This is a genomic window from Kitasatospora sp. NBC_01266, assembly GCF_036242395.1.
GTDB lineage: Bacteria > Actinomycetota > Actinomycetes > Streptomycetales > Streptomycetaceae > Kitasatospora.
The window spans coordinates 5,260,925-5,279,039 of sequence record NZ_CP108458.1; the positions used below are offsets into that span (position 1 = coordinate 5,260,925).

Here is an 18,115-nt window from a genome sequence, read left to right on the forward strand (position 1 = left end):
GGACAGGCCCTGGACCACGCTGCTACGCGGCGTGCCGCCGGCGTCGGTGGCTGCCGTGCCGGGCGGCCAGGTCGGGGCGGGCCAGCACCGAGGTCAGCAGCCCGGTGCAGAGCACCGTCGCCGCCAGCGTCTCCGGCAGGTCCCCGGCCAGGGTGAACTGCGCGACCAGGCCGCTCAGCAGGGCGGAGACCAGCGCGGTGGCGATGGTCAGGCCGCGTGCCATCGGGAAGTACTCCGGGACCACGAAGATGGCCGCGGCCCCGGCCAGCAGGCCGATCAGCGCGAAGACGACGGCTCCGACGAGCAGCGGCACGATGGCCTCCGGGGGTAAAGATTTGGGGCGGGATTTGCGGCGGGGGGACCGCAGTGGCCCACCCATACCCCCGGCTGCGCCGATCCAACCACACTGCCCGCCACTCCCCAAGGGAGTGGCGGGCAGTGTGGTGAAGCCCTCAGCGGTTCGCTGAGCAGGGCGCTCAGATGGTGCCGAAGCCGACCTTGCGCGCGGCCTGCTCGCCGATCTCGACGTACGCCAGCCGCTCGGCCGGGACGATGATGCGGCGGCCGTGCTCGTCGGTCAGCGAGAAGAGCTTCGAAGTGCCGTCCAGCGCCTTGGCAACCGCGTTCTCCACCTCATCCGCGGTCTGCGGGCTCTCGATGACGATCTCTCGCGGCGCATTCTGCACGCCGATCTTGACCTCCACGGCTTGTGTCCCTCCGGGGTTTGAGCCAGCCACGCACGATCGCCGGGTTGTCCGAACCGGAGTTCTCGGCTGCCGTGCCGTACGGCTTCACCATAGAGCAACCGGCCGGGTACGGGGTGGACCAGTTGGCCGAACAGCCCGGCCGACCGGTCCGAGGGTCAGCCCGCGACCGGCGGCTGGCCGGCCACCGGGCCGCCGTCGCCCGCGTGCATCGGGAAGCCCTTGAGACCGCGCCAGGCCAGGCTGGCGACCAGTCGCACGGCCTCCTCGCGCGGGATCTCGCGCCCCTGCGAGAGCCAGTAGCGGGCGGTGATCTGGGCCAGCCCGCAGACCCCGGCGGCCAGCAGCTTGGCCTCCGTCTCGGGCAGGTCGGTGTCCTCCGCGATCACCCTGCTGACCAGGGTGGCGCTCAGGTCGGCGGCCCGGTCGACCCGCTCGCGCACCGACGGCTCGTTGGTCAGGTCGGACTCGAAGACCAGCCGGAACGAGCCGGACTCGCTGGCCACGTAGTCGAAGTAGGCCTGCATGGTGGCCGCGACCCGCTGCTTGTTGTCGGTCGTGGCGTCCAGCGCCTTGCGGGTGGACTCGACCAGCGCGTCGCAGTGCTTGTCCAGCAGCGCCAGGTAGAGCTCGAGCTTGCCCGGGAAGTGCTGGTAGAGCACCGGCTTGCTGACCCCGGCGCGCTCGGCGATGTCGTCCATCGCGGCGGCGTGGTAACCCTGCGCGACGAACACTTCCTGCGCGGCTCCGAGCAACTGCTCGCGGCGGGCGCTACGCGGCAGCCGGGCGCCGCGTGGGCGGTCCTGGGCCTCCTGGATGGCCGTCACGGCGCTCCTCACTTCTGGCTGGCGGTGGTGCTCGGGCAATGGGCAGTGATTCTACTTTTGGGTAACCCGCCGCGCGCCTGTCCCTTCGGGGAAAAGGTGCTGCTCTCGGGTTGTCGGGAGCCCACAATACGGCGCGCGGCCCCGGTGGGCGCCAGAGTCTCACTACCATCTTCTCCCATGAGCACTGAGCAGCGGGAACGGGCCGGGGCACAGCGGGAACCGGGCGGCGACAGCGGCGCCGCCCCGCGTCCGGCGGCCCGCTGGGCAACCCGGACGGTCGAGGTGCCCGGCGCGGTCCTCGCGGTGACCGGGCCGACCGCGGACGCCTCGGCGGGCCTGCCGGAGGCGCTCTTCGTGCACGGGCTCGGCGGCTCCTCGGACAACTGGACCGAGCTGATGGCGGAGCTGACCGGGGTGGTCCGGGGCGAGGCGCTGGACCTGCCGGGCTTCGGCTGGTCGCCGCCGCCGGCGGACGGCAACCTCTCGGTCTCCGGGCACGTCCGGGCGGTGATCGGCTACCTGGAGGCGAGCGGGCGCGGCCCGGTGCACCTGTTCGGCAACTCGCTGGGCGGTGCGGTGGCGGTGCGGCTGGCCGCGCTCCGGCCCGACCTGGTGCTCAGCCTGACGCTGATCTCGCCCGCGCTGCCCGAACTGCCGCCGCAACGCACCGCGCTGCCCACCGCCGCGCTGGCGCTGCCCGGCGTACCCAGGCTGCTGCGGCGGATCTCGGCGGGTGGTCGCAGCGTGGAGCAGGTCACCGACGGGCTGCTCGACCTGGTCTACGGCAACGCGCGCGCGATCCCGGTCGAGCGCCGGGAGTCGGCGGTGGCCGAGTACCAGCGACGGATGGGGCTGCCCTACGCGATGCAGATGCTGGTCGGCTCGACGCGCGGGATCGTCTCCGCCTACACCGAGCGCGGTGACCAGGCGCTGTGGCGACAGGCCCGGCGGGTGGCGGCACCGGTGCTGCTGGTGTACGGGCTGCGCGACAAGCTCGTCTCGTACCGTTCGGCGGCCCGGGCCTGCGCCGCCTTCCGGGACGCCCGGCTGCTGGTGCTGCCGGAGTCCGGGCACGTGGCGATGATGGAGCACCCGGCGCAGGTGGCGCGGGCGGTGCGGGAGTTCCAGCGCGAGGTGGCCGGCTGACCGAACGCCGGCGGCCGAATGAGGTTACGGGCGTTCACTCGTTCAGGTGGCAGGCGGGCCGCAGGGCGCCGGGTGGCGGGCATCGCGCTCTACCTTCGTGGTGTCGGACCGAACAGATGTGGGGGGCGTGGCCGCCGGCGAGCCGGGGCGGGCGCCCGAGGGTGTGTTTGATGTGCGCAGTGGGCGGGGGTGCCACCTCTCCCCTGGCCTTCGGCCGGGAGGTGCCCCCAGGGCCGGGCGATCGCCCGGTGGCGCGACCGTGGGGGCCGGTCGCGCGGTGGGGCGCGGGGGCGCCCCGAAAGTGACTCGGAAGGTGACTCAAGGGCGGGTACTCCCGCCGTTCTGACCGGCTGTCAGGGCCGGTGTCCAGCGTGCCGCAACGGCGGGTTCGACCGTGTCCACAGTTCTGCCATCGGAGGTCCTCATGCGCATTGCCCTGCTCACCGAGGGTGCCCGTCGGCCTGCCCAGCGTGCCGACGGCTGGTGCGAGCGGCTGATCGCCGGCTTGCCGGAGCACGAGTTCGAGCGTTTCACGCTGCTGCCCCGGGCCGAGTCCGGTGCCGCCGGGGCCGAGTCCGGGGTGCGCACGCTGGTGCTCGGCGGCCCGCCGCGGGGCGGGCGCGGACCCGGTGCGGTCCGCCGCCGGTACTACGCCCGTGCCTACGAGGACCTGATCCGCTCCCTGGTCCTGCCGCGCGAGCGGGCCAGCTTCGCGGCCGGCCTGCACGCGCTGGCCGAACTGGCCCAGCAGGACGGCGGGCTGCCCGCGTTCCTGGCTTCCGAACACGCGCACCAGGTGCTGGAGCGGGTCTGGCGCTCGCCGGGCGCCGACACCGCCGCCGGAGCGCCGCTGCTGCGCGATGTGCTGGTGGCCGGCGACCTGCTGGAGCAGTGCCTGCGCCCGCTCGCGGCCGACTGGTACGGCACCGGGCCCGGCGGCCTCGGCGGCGCCGATCTGTGCCATGTGGTCGGCGGCGGGCCGGCCGCGCTGCCCGCGCTGGTGGCCGAGCGGCTGCACGGGGTGCCGTTCGTGCTGACCGAGCACGGTCTGCACCTGCGCGAGCAGTACCTGGGCTACCGGCAGGCGCCGTACCGCTGGCCGGTGCGGGCGCTGCTGCTCTCGTTCTTCCGCCTGCTGACCGTGGAGACCTACCGGCAGGCCGCGCTGCTCACCCCCGGCAGCTCCTACGACCGGGACTGGCAGCTGCGCTGCGGGGCCGACCAGGAGCGGGTCCGGGTGGTCTACCAGGGCACGGCGGCGGTGGACCGCCCGGCGGCCGGGGCCGAGCCGACGCGCCCCACGCTGCTCTGGACCGGTCGGCTGGAGCCGGCCGCCGACCCGGAGCTGATGCTGCACGCCTTCGCCCGGGTGCGCGCTGAGGCGCCCGAGGCGCGGCTGCTGCTCCGCGGCCCCGAGGGCGCGACCGGGTACCGGGAGCACTGCGCGGAGCTGGCCCGGCGGCTGCGGCTGGGGGAGTCGGCGGTCTTCGAGGAGCAGGCCGGCGACTGGGCCCACGGCACGGTCGCGGTGTTCTCCGGGCGCTCCCGGCGCGGTCCCGGGGCGCTGGTCGGCGCGATGCTCAGCGGGCGGGCGCTGATCGCCACCGACGTGGGCGTGACGCGTGAGGTGGTCGGGCCGACCGGGCTGCTGGTGCCGCCCGCTGATCCGGCGGCACTGGCGGTCGCCTGCCTGGCGCTGCTCGGTGACGAGGAGCGGCGGGCCCGGCTCGGGGTGGCCGGGCGGTTGCGGGCGCAGGAGCGGTTCGCGGTGGAGCCGGTGGTGGCCGCGTTCCAGGAGATCTATCTGGAACTGGTCTCCCGCTGGCCGGCCTTCCCGGCCGCCGAGCGCCGGGCCGGGGCGCTGCCGCGGCCGTTCGCGCGGCCGGCCGAGTTCTGGGTGGCCGGGGCGGCCAGAGTGACCGGGGCGGTCACCGACACGATGGCGCGGGCGCACTGATGGCTGGGGCCGGGGCCGACCCGGTGCGGGAGTTGATGGCGGAGCACCGGGAGCTGTGCGAGCGGGCCACCCACCCGTTGGAGATCGCCGCCGTGCTGGAGGAGGCGGGCCTGGGGCCGGCCGCGGCCGCGCGCTACCGGCACGCGGATGTCTTCTCGCTCGCCGAGGAGCTCTTCGCCCGGGTGCCGCGCAAGCCGGCGGACGGCCACGAGCCACCGCCGGGTGCCCCGGTCGCGGCCATGGCATCGGCTGATGCCCCGGTCTCGGCGCCCGGGTGGCGCCGGTGGTGCTGGGCCGGGGGCGCGCTGCTGGGGGCGCTGCTGCTGCCGCTGGTCACGGTGCTCGGCGACTCCGGATCGGCGGCGGGCCCGGCTGCCGGGCGGGGCCCGTCGCGGGTCGGCACGGCGGCGGCGCTGGTGCTCGCGGCCTGGGCGGCGAGTCGCGCCGCCGACCGGGCGGCCCGCTGGGTGCGGCACGCGGGCCGGTTGCAGCTGCGCACGGCCGGCACGCTCGCGCAGTTCCGGGCCCGGATGCGTCCGGTGCTGCCGGTGGCCCTCGGGCTGCACCTGGCCGTGCTCGCGCTGACCAGCTTCACCGCGATCGCGGTGCTCACCGCCATCGCCCCGCGCCCGGGGCCGGGGGCCGCCGGCGGGCTGCTGCAGGCCGTGATCCAACGGGCCGGTCCCACCCAGTGGGCGGCCCAGGCCGCACTCGGTCTGCTGATCGCGATCGCCGCCGCACTGCGCCGCTGCGGTCGGTACGGTGCCGCGCTGGCGGGCCTGCTCGCCGCCGACGGGCTCGGTGCGGGCCTGTCGGCGCTGCGCTGCTGCGGTCTGCTGCCGGCCGGCTGGATGGCCACCCCGGGCGCGCTGACGGCACTGGCCACCGGCCTGGTGGCCGCGGTGCTGTTGCCGTACGCCTGGGTGGCACTGGGCCGTCCGCAGGCCTACTGGTGAGGCGGTCGCGCCGTCCCGCGGTGCGGGACGGGCAGGTCGCTCACCGCCGGGTCGATCACTCGGTCAATCAATCGAAGGCAATGGTCAGGAGTCTGGGATGAGGGTGCTGCTGCTGGGTGCCGGCGGCTACATCGGCCGTCGGGTCGCCGATCGGCTGCTGGTGGATCGTGACCTGCAGGTCACGGTGCTCGGGCGGCGGGATTCGGCCGACATCCGGTTCGACCTGGCGGCCGGGAGTCCCGGGGCGCTGGCCCGGTTCCTGGACGCGGTGGCGCCGCAGGTGGTGGTCAACTGCGCCGGTGCCACCTACGGGACCTCGCGGACCCTGGTGCGGGCCAACGCGCTCGCCGTGGCGACCGTCTGCGAGGCGATCCGGCGCAGCCGGGAGCCAGCCCGTCTGGTGCACATCGGCTCGGCCGCAGAGTACGGGGCGGTGCCGGTCGGCGCGCCGATCGCGGAGAGCGCCGAGCCGCGCCCGGTCGGCCCGTACGGGGTGTCCAAACTGGCCGGCACCGAGCTGGTGCTCTCCTCCGGGCTGGACGCGGCCGTGCTGCGGGTCTTCGACGTGGTCGGCCCCGGCACCCCGGCCGCCTCGCTCTTCGGCCGGCTCGCCGAGGGGCTGCGCCGGGCCCTGGAACAGCAGGAGAGCCAGGTCCGGATGCCGGACCTGTCCCCGTTCCGGGATTTCGTCGACGTCCGGGACGTCGCGCACGCGGTGCTGGCGGCGGCGGTCTCGGCCGCGACCGGGGTGATCAACGTCGGCAGCGGGCATGCCGTCCGGGCCCGTGAGGCGGCTGAGCTGCTGGTCCGGGCGGCGGGCTTCGAGGGCGTGCTGAGCGAGGAGGTCCGCACGGTGGCGCTGCCCGCCCAGGCGGCCGCGGAGCCGTTGCCGCTCTCCGGTGTGGCCGGACCGGTCGGCGTCGGACCGGTTGGGCCCGCCGGACCTGTTGGGCCCGCCGGACCCGTCGGTCCGGTGGCGCCGGAGCCGCGCCCGGTGGTCGAGCCGGTGCCCTGGCGGCAGGCCGATGTCCGCACCGCGCGCGAGCGGCTCGGCTGGCGGGCCCAGACCCCGCTGGAGGAGTCACTGGGCGATGTCTGGCTGGAGACCGCCTGCCGGGTGTAGCCGGGGCGACCGCGCGGCCAGGGGGCGATGCCCAGCATCCGGCGCCGACTGTCTCAGCTGTCGGACCTACCGTCTCGGAATACCGCACCGGCGTGACACTGTTGGCTGAAGGAACACCGTAATTTGACGACCATCGGAGTCCCCGTGTCGCTGCCACCCCTGGTCGAGCCGGCTGCCGAGCTCACCGTAGACGAGGTCCGCAGGTACTCCCGCCACCTGATCATCCCGGATGTCGGGATGGCCGGGCAGAAGCGGCTGAAGAACGCCAAGGTGCTCTGCGTGGGTGCCGGTGGCCTGGGTTCCCCGGCGCTGATGTACCTGGCCGCGGCCGGGGTGGGCACGCTCGGCATCGTCGAGTTCGACACCGTCGACGAGTCCAACCTGCAGCGCCAGATCATCCACGGCCAGTCCGACATCGGCCGCTCCAAGGGCGAGTCGGCGCGGGACTCGGTGCAGGAGATCAACCCGTACGTCAACGTGATCCTGCACGACGAGCGCCTCGACAACGACAACGTGATGGAGATCTTCTCCGGCTACGACCTGATCGTCGACGGCACCGACAACTTCGCCACCCGGTACCTGGTGAACGACGCCGCGGTGCTGCTCGGCAAGCCGTACGTGTGGGGTTCGATCTACCGCTTCGACGGCCAGGCGAGCGTCTTCTGGGCCGAGCACGGCCCCTGCTACCGCTGCCTGTACCCGGAGGCCCCGCCGCCGGGCATGGTCCCCTCCTGCGCCGAGGGCGGCGTGCTCGGGGTGCTCTGCGCCTCGATCGGCTCGATCCAGGTCACCGAGGCGATCAAGCTGCTGGCCGGCGTCGGCGAGCCGCTGGTCGGCCGACTGATGATCTACGACGCCCTGGAGATGAACTACCGCCAGGTCAAGGTCCGCAAGGACCCCGACTGCGTGCTCTGCGGCGAGAACCCGACGGTCACCGAGCTGATCGACTACGAGGCCTTCTGCGGCGCGATCTCCGAGGAGGCCCAGGAGGCCGCGCTCGGTTCGACCATCACCTCGAAGCAGCTCAAGGAGATGCAGGACAACCATGAGGACATCCTGCTGATCGACGTCCGGGAGCCGAACGAGTACGAGATCGTCAGCATCCCGGGCGCGGTGCTGATCCCCAAGAACGAGTTCCTGATGGGGAACGCGCTGGAGAAGCTCCCGCAGGACAAGAAGATCGTGCTGCACTGCAAGACCGGTGTCCGCTCGGCCGAGGTGCTGGCCGTGCTGAAGTCGGCGGGCTTCGCCAACTCCGTCCACCTGGGCGGCGGCGTGATCGGCTGGGTCAACCAGATCGAGCCCGAGAAGCCGGTCTACTGATCCGCTGATCACCGTGACGCAAGGAGGCCGGCCCCGCCGTGGGGCCGGCCTCCCGCGCGTTCTGCCGCCGGCTGCCGCGTCGCTTACAGCGAGCCCTTGCGCTGCAGATAGCTGTAGGCGATCCAGCCGGGCAGCACCGGCAGCCAGAAGGTGAGCGCCCGGAACAGGAAGACCGCCGAGGTGGCGGTGGCGGCGGGCAGCGCGAGGGTCAGCGCGAAGATCAGCGCACCTTCGATCGCGCCGATCCCGCCTGGGGTCGGCACGGCGGACCCGGCCGCGTTGGCGGTCAGGAAGACCACCGCGACGGCCGCGAAGTTCATCGAGCCGCCGAAGGCCTTGATCGAGGCGTCCAGGCAGGCGGTGAAGGCCAGGGTGAGCAGCAGGATGCCGCCGAAGCCCGTCACCAGCTTGCTGGGCGTCTGCATCAGGTCGAGCATCCGGGGCACCACGCCGAAGAAGAGCGAGCGGACCCGGGTCACCACGAACCGCCGCATCGGCCCGACCGCCGCGATCACCAGGGCCAGCACCGCCGCCGTCAGCACACCGATGATCACCGCGCGCTCGTTGCCGATGTCGCTGCTGCCCTGGCTGCCGGTGATCAGGCCGAAGCAGAACAGCAGTGCCAGGTGTCCGCCCAGGCCCGCCAGCTGCGAGGCACCCACGCTGGCCACCGCCTGCCCGGGTCGCACGCCCTGTTTCTGCAGGTAGCGGGTGTTGAGCGCGATGCCGCCGATCGCCGCCGGGGCCACCAGCTTCACGAAGGAGCCGGCCAGCTGCGCCGCCACCGTCCGCCGGAACGGCAGCCGCTCGGGCACGAAGCCGGTCAGGCTCATCGCCGCGGCGACGTAGCTGGCGGCGGCGCAGGCCAGCGCCACGGCGGCCCAGGCCCAGTTCATGTGGGAGAGCTTCAGCTGACCCGGCTGGATCGTGGTGACCGCCAGATAACCGGCGAAGGCCAGCGCGATCACCGTGATGAGCGTCTTCGGCTTGAGGCGCTCCAGCTTGGCCGGAGCCAGCGGGGCCTCCGGGGCGATCTCCAGGATCCGGCCGCGGATCCGGCTCAGCAGATCCTCGCCGGCCGCCGCGATGTCCTCCTCGGCCTCCGCCCGTGTCTTCTCGCCCGCGGCCACCTGTTCGAGGGCCAGCGCCTGCGCGGCGGCCTTGCGCTCCTTGGCCTGCTTGGCCAGGTCGGCACGGGTCTGCCGGCTCAGGCCGACCGGCTGCAGCAGCGGCAGCGCGGCTGCCATCTTCTCGGCACCCAGCACCCGGTTGGCGACGGCGACCGAGCGCTCGGGGCCGATCCGCAGCGCGAAGGTGGTCAGCAGCTGCGCGACGTCGATCCGCAGGGTCAGGTCGCCGGCCGCGATGTCGCCACCGGAGAGGTTGACCAGGGTGCCCATCTTCTCGTCCACCACCAGCAGCGACTCGCCGGTCAGCCGGCGGTGCGCGATCCGGCGCTGGTGCAGGGCACCGACCGACTCCCAGAACGAGCCCATCACCTCGTCGGTGATCTGCTCGTCGGGCAGCTCGTCGAGGGTGCGACCCTCGACCTTCTCGTAGACCAGGACCGCCGCGTCCGGGCCCAGCTCGGAGGTGGCCACCAGCTGCGGGGCGTGGGCACCGGCCGCAGCGGCGGCGTAGGCGATCAGCGCCTCCTGCTCCAGCGCCTGGCGCAGCGACTGCGGGCTGCGCCGCACCGCCACCGAGCGAAGCAGCGCGCGGCGCCAGACCCGGTAGAAGAAGCCGGAGGCCTGCTGCTCGCGGTCGATGATGTGGACGTCCAGCGCGGGGCTGTCCTGCTGGTTCACGAAGTAGCGCCGGGTGCCGCCGGGGGCGTCCGGTGCCCGGTGCGCGTTGCGCGGCGTGAAACCGAGCCGGCGCAGGCCGAGCATCAGGTGCTGACCGGTCGGCCGGATGTTCGGCGAGCCGATCGCGTAGAGCGTGCCGCAGGCCACCGACCAGCCGATCAGCACGGTCAGCAGCAGCGAGAGCGGGGTGGTCTCGTTGCTGATCAGCTCGGTGGCGCCGCTGAGCAGCACCACGGACCAGAGCGCCAGCCGCCAGCGCGGTCGGCTCACCATGCCGACCGCCGTCATATAGGCGATCACCGGAGCCAGGTACCCGTGCACCGGTTCGGTGATCGGCCCGCCGTTCTCCGGCAGCTTGGTCAGCGCGGTGCGGATGGTCTGCGAGGCGCCTTCGGCCACCCACCAGTCCACCGCCAGCGTCACGCCGTAGGCCAGCACCGAGGCGAGCACGCCGTCGGCGACCCGCAGGCCGTCGCGTTTGATCAGCCGTTCGACCGCGAAGGCCAGCGGCACGGTCAGCACCGCGACGGTGGAGACCAGGCCGAGCACGGTGGTCAGCCAGGGCGCCACGTTCTTCACGTTGGTCTGGATGTCGGTCGCGATGCCGCTGGTGGTCTGGGTCGCGATGCTCGCGATGACGAAGACCGCGACGATGCCGAGCAGGCCGGCCACGAAGCGGATCAGATCGGAGGGGCGGTGCGCGCGGGCGGCGAGCAGCGGCTCGTCCACCGCGAGGCGATCGCCGTCCTCGTCGTCCTCCGCCGCTGACGCTGACGTCGGGACCGGCACCGGGACGGACACCGGGACCGGGACCGGCTGCTCCGGCGCGGCCTGCGGCGGCCGGCGCCGTCGCGGCGGCGTGCGCTTCACCAGCGAGACCTTGGGCTCCTCGGCGGGGGGGAGCGCGGAGCCGGGTTCGCCGGCGCCCTCGTCCACATCCACGTCAACCGTCCCGGTCATCTGGTCTTGTCCTCGTATCACCACTCACCGCCCCGAAGATGGTGGCATGCCCGGCGACTGGTCGCCGGACAGGGGCCGGACCGGGCGCGGCGAATCCTCCGCAGGTGCTCCGTGACTGGTCCGGATGGGCAAGAATGCCCGAGTGACGGACAACAGCGCGGGCCCTCGCCCTCCCGTCGACCTGCCCCCGTTCGCCGAGCTGGTGCTCGAACTGGTCGACCGTATCCCGCCTGGCCGGGTCATGACGTACGGGGATGTCGCCGAGTACCTGGAGCAGGGCGGGCCGCGCCAGGTCGGCACGGTGATGGCCCGCTACGGCGGCACGGTCGCCTGGTGGCGGGTGATCCGGGCGGACGGCGCGCTGCTGCCGGGCCACGAACAGCGGGCGCTGGCCGCCTACCGGCAGGAGGGGACGCCGCTGCGCAGCACCGCGGGGCGAGGCCCGGCCAGGGGTTCGCAGGCGGCGGAGGACCTCCCGCGGGTGGACCTGCGGCAGGCCCGCTGGGATGGTCGGTAGTACGGGCACACCAGCATCCTGCCTCGCCGAACGCCTCGGCGGACCATGCGCGGGCGCACCCGTTCCCGCGCACGCCGGTGGATCTCGTAGGCTCTAAGACTGCCTCCTCTTCAAGGGGACCTCTCAGAACTTCGCCGCCGACCCGCAGGACTTCCGTGGCCTCCCCCTACCGCTTGGTGCGCAGCCCGCTCGCGACGCCCGAGCCACCCGTGCTGGACGAGTACCAGCGCGCGGTGGCCGAGCACGCGGGCGGTCCGCTGCTCGTGCTCGCGGGGCCCGGCACCGGCAAGACCACCACGCTGGTCGAGGCGGTGGCCCGGCGGGTCGAGCGGGGCACCGATCCCGAGCGGATCCTGGTGCTCACCTTCAGCCGCAAGGCCGCGATGGAGCTGCGCGACCGGATGGCGGTGCGGCTGGCCGCGGCACCGCAGGCCACCACCTTCCACTCCTTCTGCTACGCGCTGCTCCGCGCCCACCAGGAGCCCGAGCGGTTCGCCGAGCCGCTGCGGCTGCTCTCCGGGCCCGAGCAGGACGTGATGGTGCGCGAGCTGCTGGCCGGCGGTGCCCAGGACGCGGCGGCCGGCCGTTCCCGGATCAGCTGGCCGCTGGACCTGCGGGCCTGTCTGACCACCCGCGGCTTCGCCGACGAGGTGCGCGCGGTGCTGGCCCGCAGCCGCGAGCTGGGACTCGGCGAGGCCGAGCTGGCCCAGTTCGCGCAAGGTGTCCAGCGGCCCGACTGGGCGGCTGCCGCGCACTTCCTGGCCGAGTACCTGGACGTGCTCGATCTGCGCGGGGTGCTGGACTACGCGGAACTGGTGCACCGCGCGGTGCTGCTCGCCGAGCGGACCGGTGGGGCCGACGGGGCCGGCGAGGACCTGGCCGCCCGCTACGACGTGGTCTTCGTGGACGAGTACCAGGACACCGACCCGGCCCAGGTGCGGCTGCTGCGGCAGCTGGCGGGCGGCGGGCGGGACCTGGTCGCGGTGGGTGATCCGGACCAGTCGATCTACGCGTTCCGGGGCGCCGACGTGAACGGCATCCTGGACTTCCCCGAGCAGTTCCGCCGCCGCGACGGCCGACCGGCCGAGGTCAAGGTGCTGCGGGTCTCGCGCCGCTCGGCGCCGACGCTGCTGGCGGCCTCGCGCGAGCTGGCCGGCCGGATGCCGATGGGCCGGCTGCCGGCCCGGAAGCTGGCCGAGCACCGGGCCCTGCTGCCCGGGCGGGCGGGGCGCGACGGGAGGGTGGAGATCTACACGTACCCCACCCCGGGGGCGGAGCTGGAGAGCATCGCCGACCTGCTGCGCCGCGCGCACCTGGAGGACGGTGTGCCGTGGGGCGAGATGGCGGTGCTGGTGCGGGCCGGCGCACGGGCCATCCCCGGGGTGCGGCGGGCGCTGAGCGCGGCCGGCGTCCCGCTGGAGATAGACGGCGACGACCTGCCGCTGCGCGAGGAGCCAGCCGTGGTGCCGCTGCTGCTCGCGCTGCGGGTCTGCGCGGAGGGAGCGGTGTGGCAGAAGTCGGACCGGTCGACTTCCGAGGTAGCTGGTGCGGACGAGGCACCGGATCCGCTCACCGTGGAGTTCGCCCACACCCTGCTGACCGGGCCGCTCGGCGGTCTGGACGGCTCCGACCTGCGCCGCCTGGGGCGGGCGCTGCGCGAGGAGGAGCGGACCGCGGTCCTGGCGGTGGCCGACGAGGCGGGCCGGCGGCGCCCGGCCGCGCTGGTGCGCCCCTCGGACGAGCTGGTCCGCGAGGCGCTCGCCCACCCCGAGCAGCTGGTCACCCTCGACCTGCCGCCCGCCCGCCGCGCCCGCGAGCTCGGCATGCTGCTGCGCAAGGTGCGCGACCGGCTGGCCGGCGGCGGTACCGCCGAGGAGGCGCTCTGGGACCTCTGGGACGGCAGCCCCCGCTGGCGTGAGCGGCTGGAGCGGGCCGCGCTGCGCGGCGGTGCCGTGGGCCGCAACGCCGACCGCGACCTGGACGCGCTCTGCGCGCTCTTCGAGACCGCCGCCCGCGCCGAGGACCAGGTCACCGGCCACCGCGGCGCCCTGGACCTGCTCGCCGAGGTCGAGGCCCAGGACATCGCCGCCGACACCCTGACGGTGCGCACCACCCGCCCCGAGGCGGTCCGCCTGATGACCGCGCACCGTTCCAAGGGCCTGGAGTGGCGCCTGGTCGTGGTGGCCGGGGTCCAGGAGGGGCTCTGGCCCGACCTGCGCCGCCGCGGTTCGCTCCTGGAGGCCGACCGGATCGGCCGCGACGGCCTGGCCGAGCCGCTCACCCCGGGCGCCCTGCTCGCCGAGGAACGCCGCCTCTTCTACGTGGCCGCCACCCGGGCCAAGGAGCGCCTGATCGTGACCGCCGTCAAGGCCCCGGCCGAGGACGGCGACGAGCCCTCCCGCTTCCTGCGCGAGCTCTACCGCGAGCAGCTCGAGCTCCGCAGCGGTAAGGTGCTGCGCCGCACCCCCGAGGTCACCGTCGAGGACGTCACCCACCGCCCGCGCCGCCCGCTGTCCATCGCCGCCCTGGTCGCCGAGCTGCGCGCGGTCACCGTCGACCCGGCCCGCTCGCCCGAGCTGCGCCGCACCGCCGCCGAGCGGCTGGCCACGCTGGCCGCCGCGCGCGGCGAGGACGGCACGCCGCTGGTGCCCGCCGCCCACCCCGACCGGTGGTGGGGGATGGTCGAGCCGACCAGCAACCCGGTGCCGCTGCGCGAGCCGGACCGCCCGGTGCAGCTCTCCGGCAGCGGTCTGGAGCAGCTCGACGCCTGCTCGCTGCAGTGGTTCCTGGTCAAGGAGGTCAACGCGCAGACCGCCACCTCCGGCGCCCAGGGCTTCGGCAACGTGCTGCACGCGCTGGCCGACGAGGTGGGCTCCGGGCGCACGCCGGCCGACCTCGCCGTGCTGCTGGAGCGGCTGGACACGGTTTGGGACGCGCTGGCCTTCGACGCCCCCTGGAAGTCGGCCCAGGAGAAGGGGCAGGCCAGGGCCGCCCTGGAGCGGTTCCTGCACTGGCACGTGCTGGAACGCGGGCGCACCACGCTGGCCACCGAGCACGACTTCGACCTGACGCTGCCGGTCGGCGGGCTGGCGGTGCGGATCCGCGGCGTGATGGACCGGGTCGAGCAGGACGGGGTCGGCCGCGCCTACGTGGTCGACTTCAAGACCGGCAAGCGGGCGCCGAGCGACCGGTCGCTGCCGGAGCACAAGCAGCTGGCGGTCTACCAACTGGCGGTCCGCGAGGGGGCGCTGGACGACCTGGTGAACGAGCGCCCGCCGGTGGGCGGAGCCGAGCTGGTCCAGCTGCGCTTCGAGGACAAGAAGCTCCCGGACGCCCCGAAGGTCCAGCACCAGCCGCCCCCCGAGGGCGAGCCGTGGATCGAGAACCTGCTCGCCGACGCGGCGGGCCGGGTGCTGGCCGAGCGCTTCGTCCCCACCACCGGCGAGGCCTGCGGCACCTGCACCTTCAAGCGCAGCTGCTCCGCCCAGCGCGACGGACGCCAGCTGATCGACTAGGCGCTCTGTCGGCGCCCCCGGCTACCGTGTCCCCATGCTCAGCCACCCCGACCAGCTCAAGGAGCTGCTCGGCATCCCCTTCAACCGGGAGCAGATGCTCGCCATCGGCGCCCCGCTGGAGCCTGCCGTGATCGTGGCCGGGGCCGGGTCGGGGAAGACCACGGTGATGGCCGCCCGGGTGGTCTGGCTGGTCGGCTCGGGGGCGGTGCGGCCCGAGCAGGTGCTCGGGCTGACCTTCACCAACAAGGCGGCCGCCGAGCTGGCCGAGCGGGTGCGCACCGCGCTGGCCCGGGCCGGCCTGCGCGAGGACGCGGCGGTCGAGGGAGAGCCGGAGATCTCCACGTACCACGCCTTCGCCGGCCGGCTGCTCAAGGAGCACGGCCTGCGGATCGGCATCGAGCCGGACGTCCGGCTGCTCGCCGATGCCACCCGCTTCCAGTTGGCGGCCCGGGTGCTGCGGTCGGCACGCGGCCCGTTCCCGCACCTCAGGGACCGGTTCACGGCCCTGGTGAGCGAACTGACCGCGCTCGACTCCGAGCTGGCCGAGCACCTGGTGGAGCCCGCCGTGCTGCGCGCCTTCGACAGCGCGCTGCTGGACGACCTGGCCGCCGCCAAGCTGACCAACCAGGACCTGCGGGACGTCCCCGAGGCCGCGCAGGGCCGGCAGCAGCTGCTCACCCTGGTCGAGGAGTACCGCCGCCGCAAGCGTGCGGCCGGCCTGCTGGACTTCGGCGACCAGATAGCCGCCTCGGCCCGGCTCGCCCAGCAGCGCCCGGAGGTCGGCCGACTGCTGCGCGAGCAGTACCAGGTGGTGCTGCTCGACGAGTACCAGGACACCTCGGTCGCCCAGCGCCTGCTGCTGGCCGGCCTCTTCGGCGCCACCCCGGCCTACCCCGGCGGCCACCCGGTCACCGCCGTCGGCGACCCCTGCCAGGCGATCTACGGCTGGCGCGGCGCCTCGGTGGCCAACCTGGACGACTTCCCGGCCCACTTCCCCAAGGCCGACGGCGGCCCGGGCGCCCGCTACGCGCTCAGCGAGAACCGCCGCAGCGGCGGTCGCCTGCTGGCCTTCGCCAATGAGCTGGCCGCTCCGCTGCGGGACCGGCACCACGGCGTCGAGGCGCTGCGCCCGGCCCCGGGCGCGGAGCGGGACGGCCTGGTCCGGGTCGCCCTGCTGCCCACCCACGCCGAGGAGATCGACTGGCTGGCCGACTCGATCGCCCACCTGGTCCGCACCGGCACCGCGCCCGGCTCGATCGCGGTGCTCTGCCGCGGTGGCGCGGCCTTCCCCGACATCCATGCCGCGCTGGTGGCCCGCGAGGTCCCGGTCGAGGTGGTGGGCCTGGGCGGCCTGCTCCAACTGCCCGAGGTGGCCGACCTGGTGGCGGTCTGCGAGGTGCTGCAGGACCCGACGGCCAACGCCGCGCTGGTCCGGCTGCTGATCGGCCCGCGCTGGCGGATCGGTCCGCGCGACCTGGCGCTGCTCGGCCGGCGTGCCGCCGCGCTGGTCCGTACCGCCCGCGCGGACGGCGGCGACGCCCTGAGCGCCGCCGTCGCGGAGACCGATCCGACCGAGGTGGTCTCGCTCTGCGACGCGCTGGAGACCTTCGGCAACCCCGGTGAGCAGCCGGACGAGCTGCCCTTCTCGCCCCAGGCCCGCACCCGCTTCGCCTACCTCGCCCGGGAGATCCGCGACCTGCGCCGGGCGCTGGCCGAGCCGCTGATGGACGTGCTGCACCGGGTGCTCGTCGCCACCGGCCTGGACGTCGAGCTCTCCGCTTCCCCGCTGGCGCTGGCCGCCCGGCGCAGGGAGACCCTGAATGCCTTCCTGGACGTCGCGGCCGGCTTCGCCGACCTGGACGGCGACCCGGGCCTGTCCGCCTTCCTGGCCTTCCTGCGGGCCGCCGAGGAGTACGACCGGGGACTGGACAGCAGCCTGCCCGGCGGCGAGGACACCGTGAAGGTGCTCACCGTGCACAAGTCCAAGGGGCTGGAGTGGGACGTGGTCGCACTGCCAGGACTGGTCAAGGGCGCCTTCCCGAGCGCCCGCGGCCGGGAGCGCTGGACCAGCCGCCGCGCGGTCCTGCCCTATCCGCTGCGCGGCGACGCGGCCACCCTGCCGGACGTGGCCGACTGGACGGCCAAGGGCATGAACGCCTTCAAGGCGGCCCTCAAGGACCAGACCGGCACCGAGGAGCTGCGCCTGGGCTACGTCGCCGTGACCCGCCCGCGCTCGCTGCTGCTGGCCGGCGGCCACTGGTGGGGCCCGACCCAGAGCACCCGGCGCGGTCCCTCCGAGTACCTGGAGGCGCTGCGCGCGCACGCCGAGCTCCCGGGCGCCGGTGAGGTCGAGCACTGGGCCGAACCGCCGGTCGAGGAGGCCGAGAACCCGGCGCTGCGCCCGGCCGGCGAGACCCCGTGGCCGCTGCCGCTGGACCCGGGCGCCCAGCTGGCCCGCCGCCGGGTGGCCCAGGTGATCGGCGCCCGGCTGGCCGGCGCCCCGGTGCCCGCGCCCGAGCAGCTCGCGCCGGAGGAGCAGCGGCAGGTGGACTCCTGGGACCGCGACCTGGGTGCGCTGCTCGGTGAGCTGGAGCGCGCCCGGCGCACCGAGCGCGCCGTGCCGCTGCCCCCCGCGCTCTCCGCCACCCAGCTGATGCGGCTGGCCGCCGACCCGGACGGCCTGGCCCAGGAGCTGGCCCGCCCGCTGCCCCGCCCGCCGGCCGGTCCGGCCCGGCGCGGCACCCGGTTCCATGCCTGGATCCAGGCGCAGTACGCCCCGCTGCCGCTGCTCGAACCGGACGCGCTGCTGGGTCCCGAGGACGCGGCGGACGACGGGATCGAGGACGAGCGCGATCTGGAACGGCTCAAGGAGGCCTTCCTGCGCGGCCCGTACGCGCACCGGCGGCCCTACCGGGTGGAGGCCCCGGTCCAGGTGGTGCTCGCCGGCCGGGTGGTGCGCGGCCGGATCGACGCGGTGTACCGCGAGCGTGACGACGACGCTGGGTCACCGGATGGCTATCGTTACGAGGTGGTGGACTGGAAAACCGGCCACCAGGAGGACGCCGATCCGCTTCAGCTGGCCATCTACCGGCTCGCCTGGGCCGAGCAGCGGGGTCTGCCGCTGGAGCAGGTCACCGCGGCGTTCTGCTACATCCGCAGCGGCCGGATCGAAAGACCGGCAGGACTTCCTGGCCGGATTGCGTTGGAAACGCTTCTGGTCGGGAAGAGTGACTAATAGGTCACAGAGAGCATCCAACCCGTCACGGAGTCGCGCGAAAC

At 74.4% G+C, this 18,115-nt stretch carries 12 protein-coding genes; 8 read left to right on the plus strand and 4 right to left on the minus strand.

Going from position 1 to position 18,115, the window contains the following annotated elements; genetic code table 11:
* Nucleotides 1-22: 22 nt before the first annotated feature.
* The 3 genes from OG403_RS23045 to OG403_RS23055 form a co-directional block, all read right to left on the minus strand.
* Nucleotides 23-313 (minus strand): hypothetical protein, encoded by a 291-nt coding sequence (locus OG403_RS23045; RefSeq protein WP_329567354.1) that lies wholly within the window; start codon nucleotides 311-313, stop codon nucleotides 23-25.
* A 163-nt stretch (nucleotides 314-476) separates the two neighbouring features.
* Nucleotides 477-704: a DUF3107 domain-containing protein gene (locus OG403_RS23050; protein ID WP_280687678.1), complete on the minus strand. Its 228-nt coding sequence runs from the start codon at nucleotides 702-704 to the stop codon at nucleotides 477-479.
* A 158-nt stretch (nucleotides 705-862) separates the two neighbouring features.
* A complete protein-coding gene (locus tag OG403_RS23055; protein ID WP_329567359.1) occupies nucleotides 863-1,531 on the minus strand; it encodes a TetR/AcrR family transcriptional regulator in 669 nt (222 codons plus the stop codon).
* A 177-nt stretch (nucleotides 1,532-1,708) separates the two neighbouring features.
* Between OG403_RS23055 and OG403_RS23060 the strand changes: the two genes are divergently transcribed.
* The 5 genes from OG403_RS23060 (at nucleotide 1,709) to moeZ (ending at nucleotide 8,036) form a co-directional block, all read left to right on the plus strand.
* A complete protein-coding gene (locus tag OG403_RS23060; RefSeq protein ID WP_329567361.1) occupies nucleotides 1,709-2,677 on the plus strand; it encodes an alpha/beta fold hydrolase in 969 nt (322 codons plus the stop codon).
* A gap of 424 nt (nucleotides 2,678-3,101) precedes the next feature.
* Nucleotides 3,102-4,634, plus strand: a complete 1,533-nt coding sequence (locus tag OG403_RS23065) for a DUF3492 domain-containing protein (protein ID WP_329567363.1) — start codon at nucleotides 3,102-3,104, stop codon at nucleotides 4,632-4,634.
* On the plus strand, nucleotides 4,634-5,590 hold the full coding sequence (locus OG403_RS23070) for a hypothetical protein (RefSeq protein WP_329567364.1): 957 nt from the start codon (nucleotides 4,634-4,636) through the stop codon (nucleotides 5,588-5,590). The genes OG403_RS23065 and OG403_RS23070 overlap by 1 nt, the downstream gene beginning before the upstream one ends.
* 97 nt (nucleotides 5,591-5,687) lie before the next feature.
* A complete protein-coding gene (locus OG403_RS23075) occupies nucleotides 5,688-6,713 on the plus strand; it encodes an NAD-dependent epimerase/dehydratase family protein (RefSeq protein WP_329567366.1) in 1,026 nt (341 codons plus the stop codon).
* A gap of 144 nt (nucleotides 6,714-6,857) precedes the next feature.
* A complete protein-coding gene (gene moeZ, locus OG403_RS23080; RefSeq protein ID WP_329567368.1) occupies nucleotides 6,858-8,036 on the plus strand; it encodes an adenylyltransferase/sulfurtransferase MoeZ in 1,179 nt (392 codons plus the stop codon).
* 83 nt (nucleotides 8,037-8,119) lie between these two features.
* On the opposite strand, the gene OG403_RS23085 is transcribed toward moeZ, so the two are convergent.
* Nucleotides 8,120-10,804, minus strand: a complete 2,685-nt coding sequence (locus OG403_RS23085) for a lysylphosphatidylglycerol synthase transmembrane domain-containing protein (RefSeq protein ID WP_329567370.1) — start codon at nucleotides 10,802-10,804, stop codon at nucleotides 8,120-8,122.
* A gap of 124 nt (nucleotides 10,805-10,928) precedes the next feature.
* On the opposite strand from OG403_RS23085, the gene OG403_RS23090 reads away from it, so the two are divergent.
* The 3 genes from OG403_RS23090 (at nucleotide 10,929) to OG403_RS23100 (ending at nucleotide 18,071) form a co-directional block, all read left to right on the plus strand.
* Complete coding sequence (locus OG403_RS23090; protein WP_442910961.1) at nucleotides 10,929-11,321, plus strand: MGMT family protein; 393 nt, start codon at nucleotides 10,929-10,931, stop codon at nucleotides 11,319-11,321.
* A gap of 155 nt (nucleotides 11,322-11,476) precedes the next feature.
* Nucleotides 11,477-14,836: an ATP-dependent helicase gene (locus tag OG403_RS23095; protein ID WP_329567374.1), complete on the plus strand. Its 3,360-nt coding sequence runs from the start codon at nucleotides 11,477-11,479 to the stop codon at nucleotides 14,834-14,836.
* Between the two features lie 34 nt (nucleotides 14,837-14,870).
* Nucleotides 14,871-18,071, plus strand: coding sequence for an ATP-dependent DNA helicase (locus OG403_RS23100; protein WP_329567377.1), 3,201 nt, complete (start codon nucleotides 14,871-14,873; stop codon nucleotides 18,069-18,071).
* Nucleotides 18,072-18,115 lie beyond the last annotated feature (44 nt).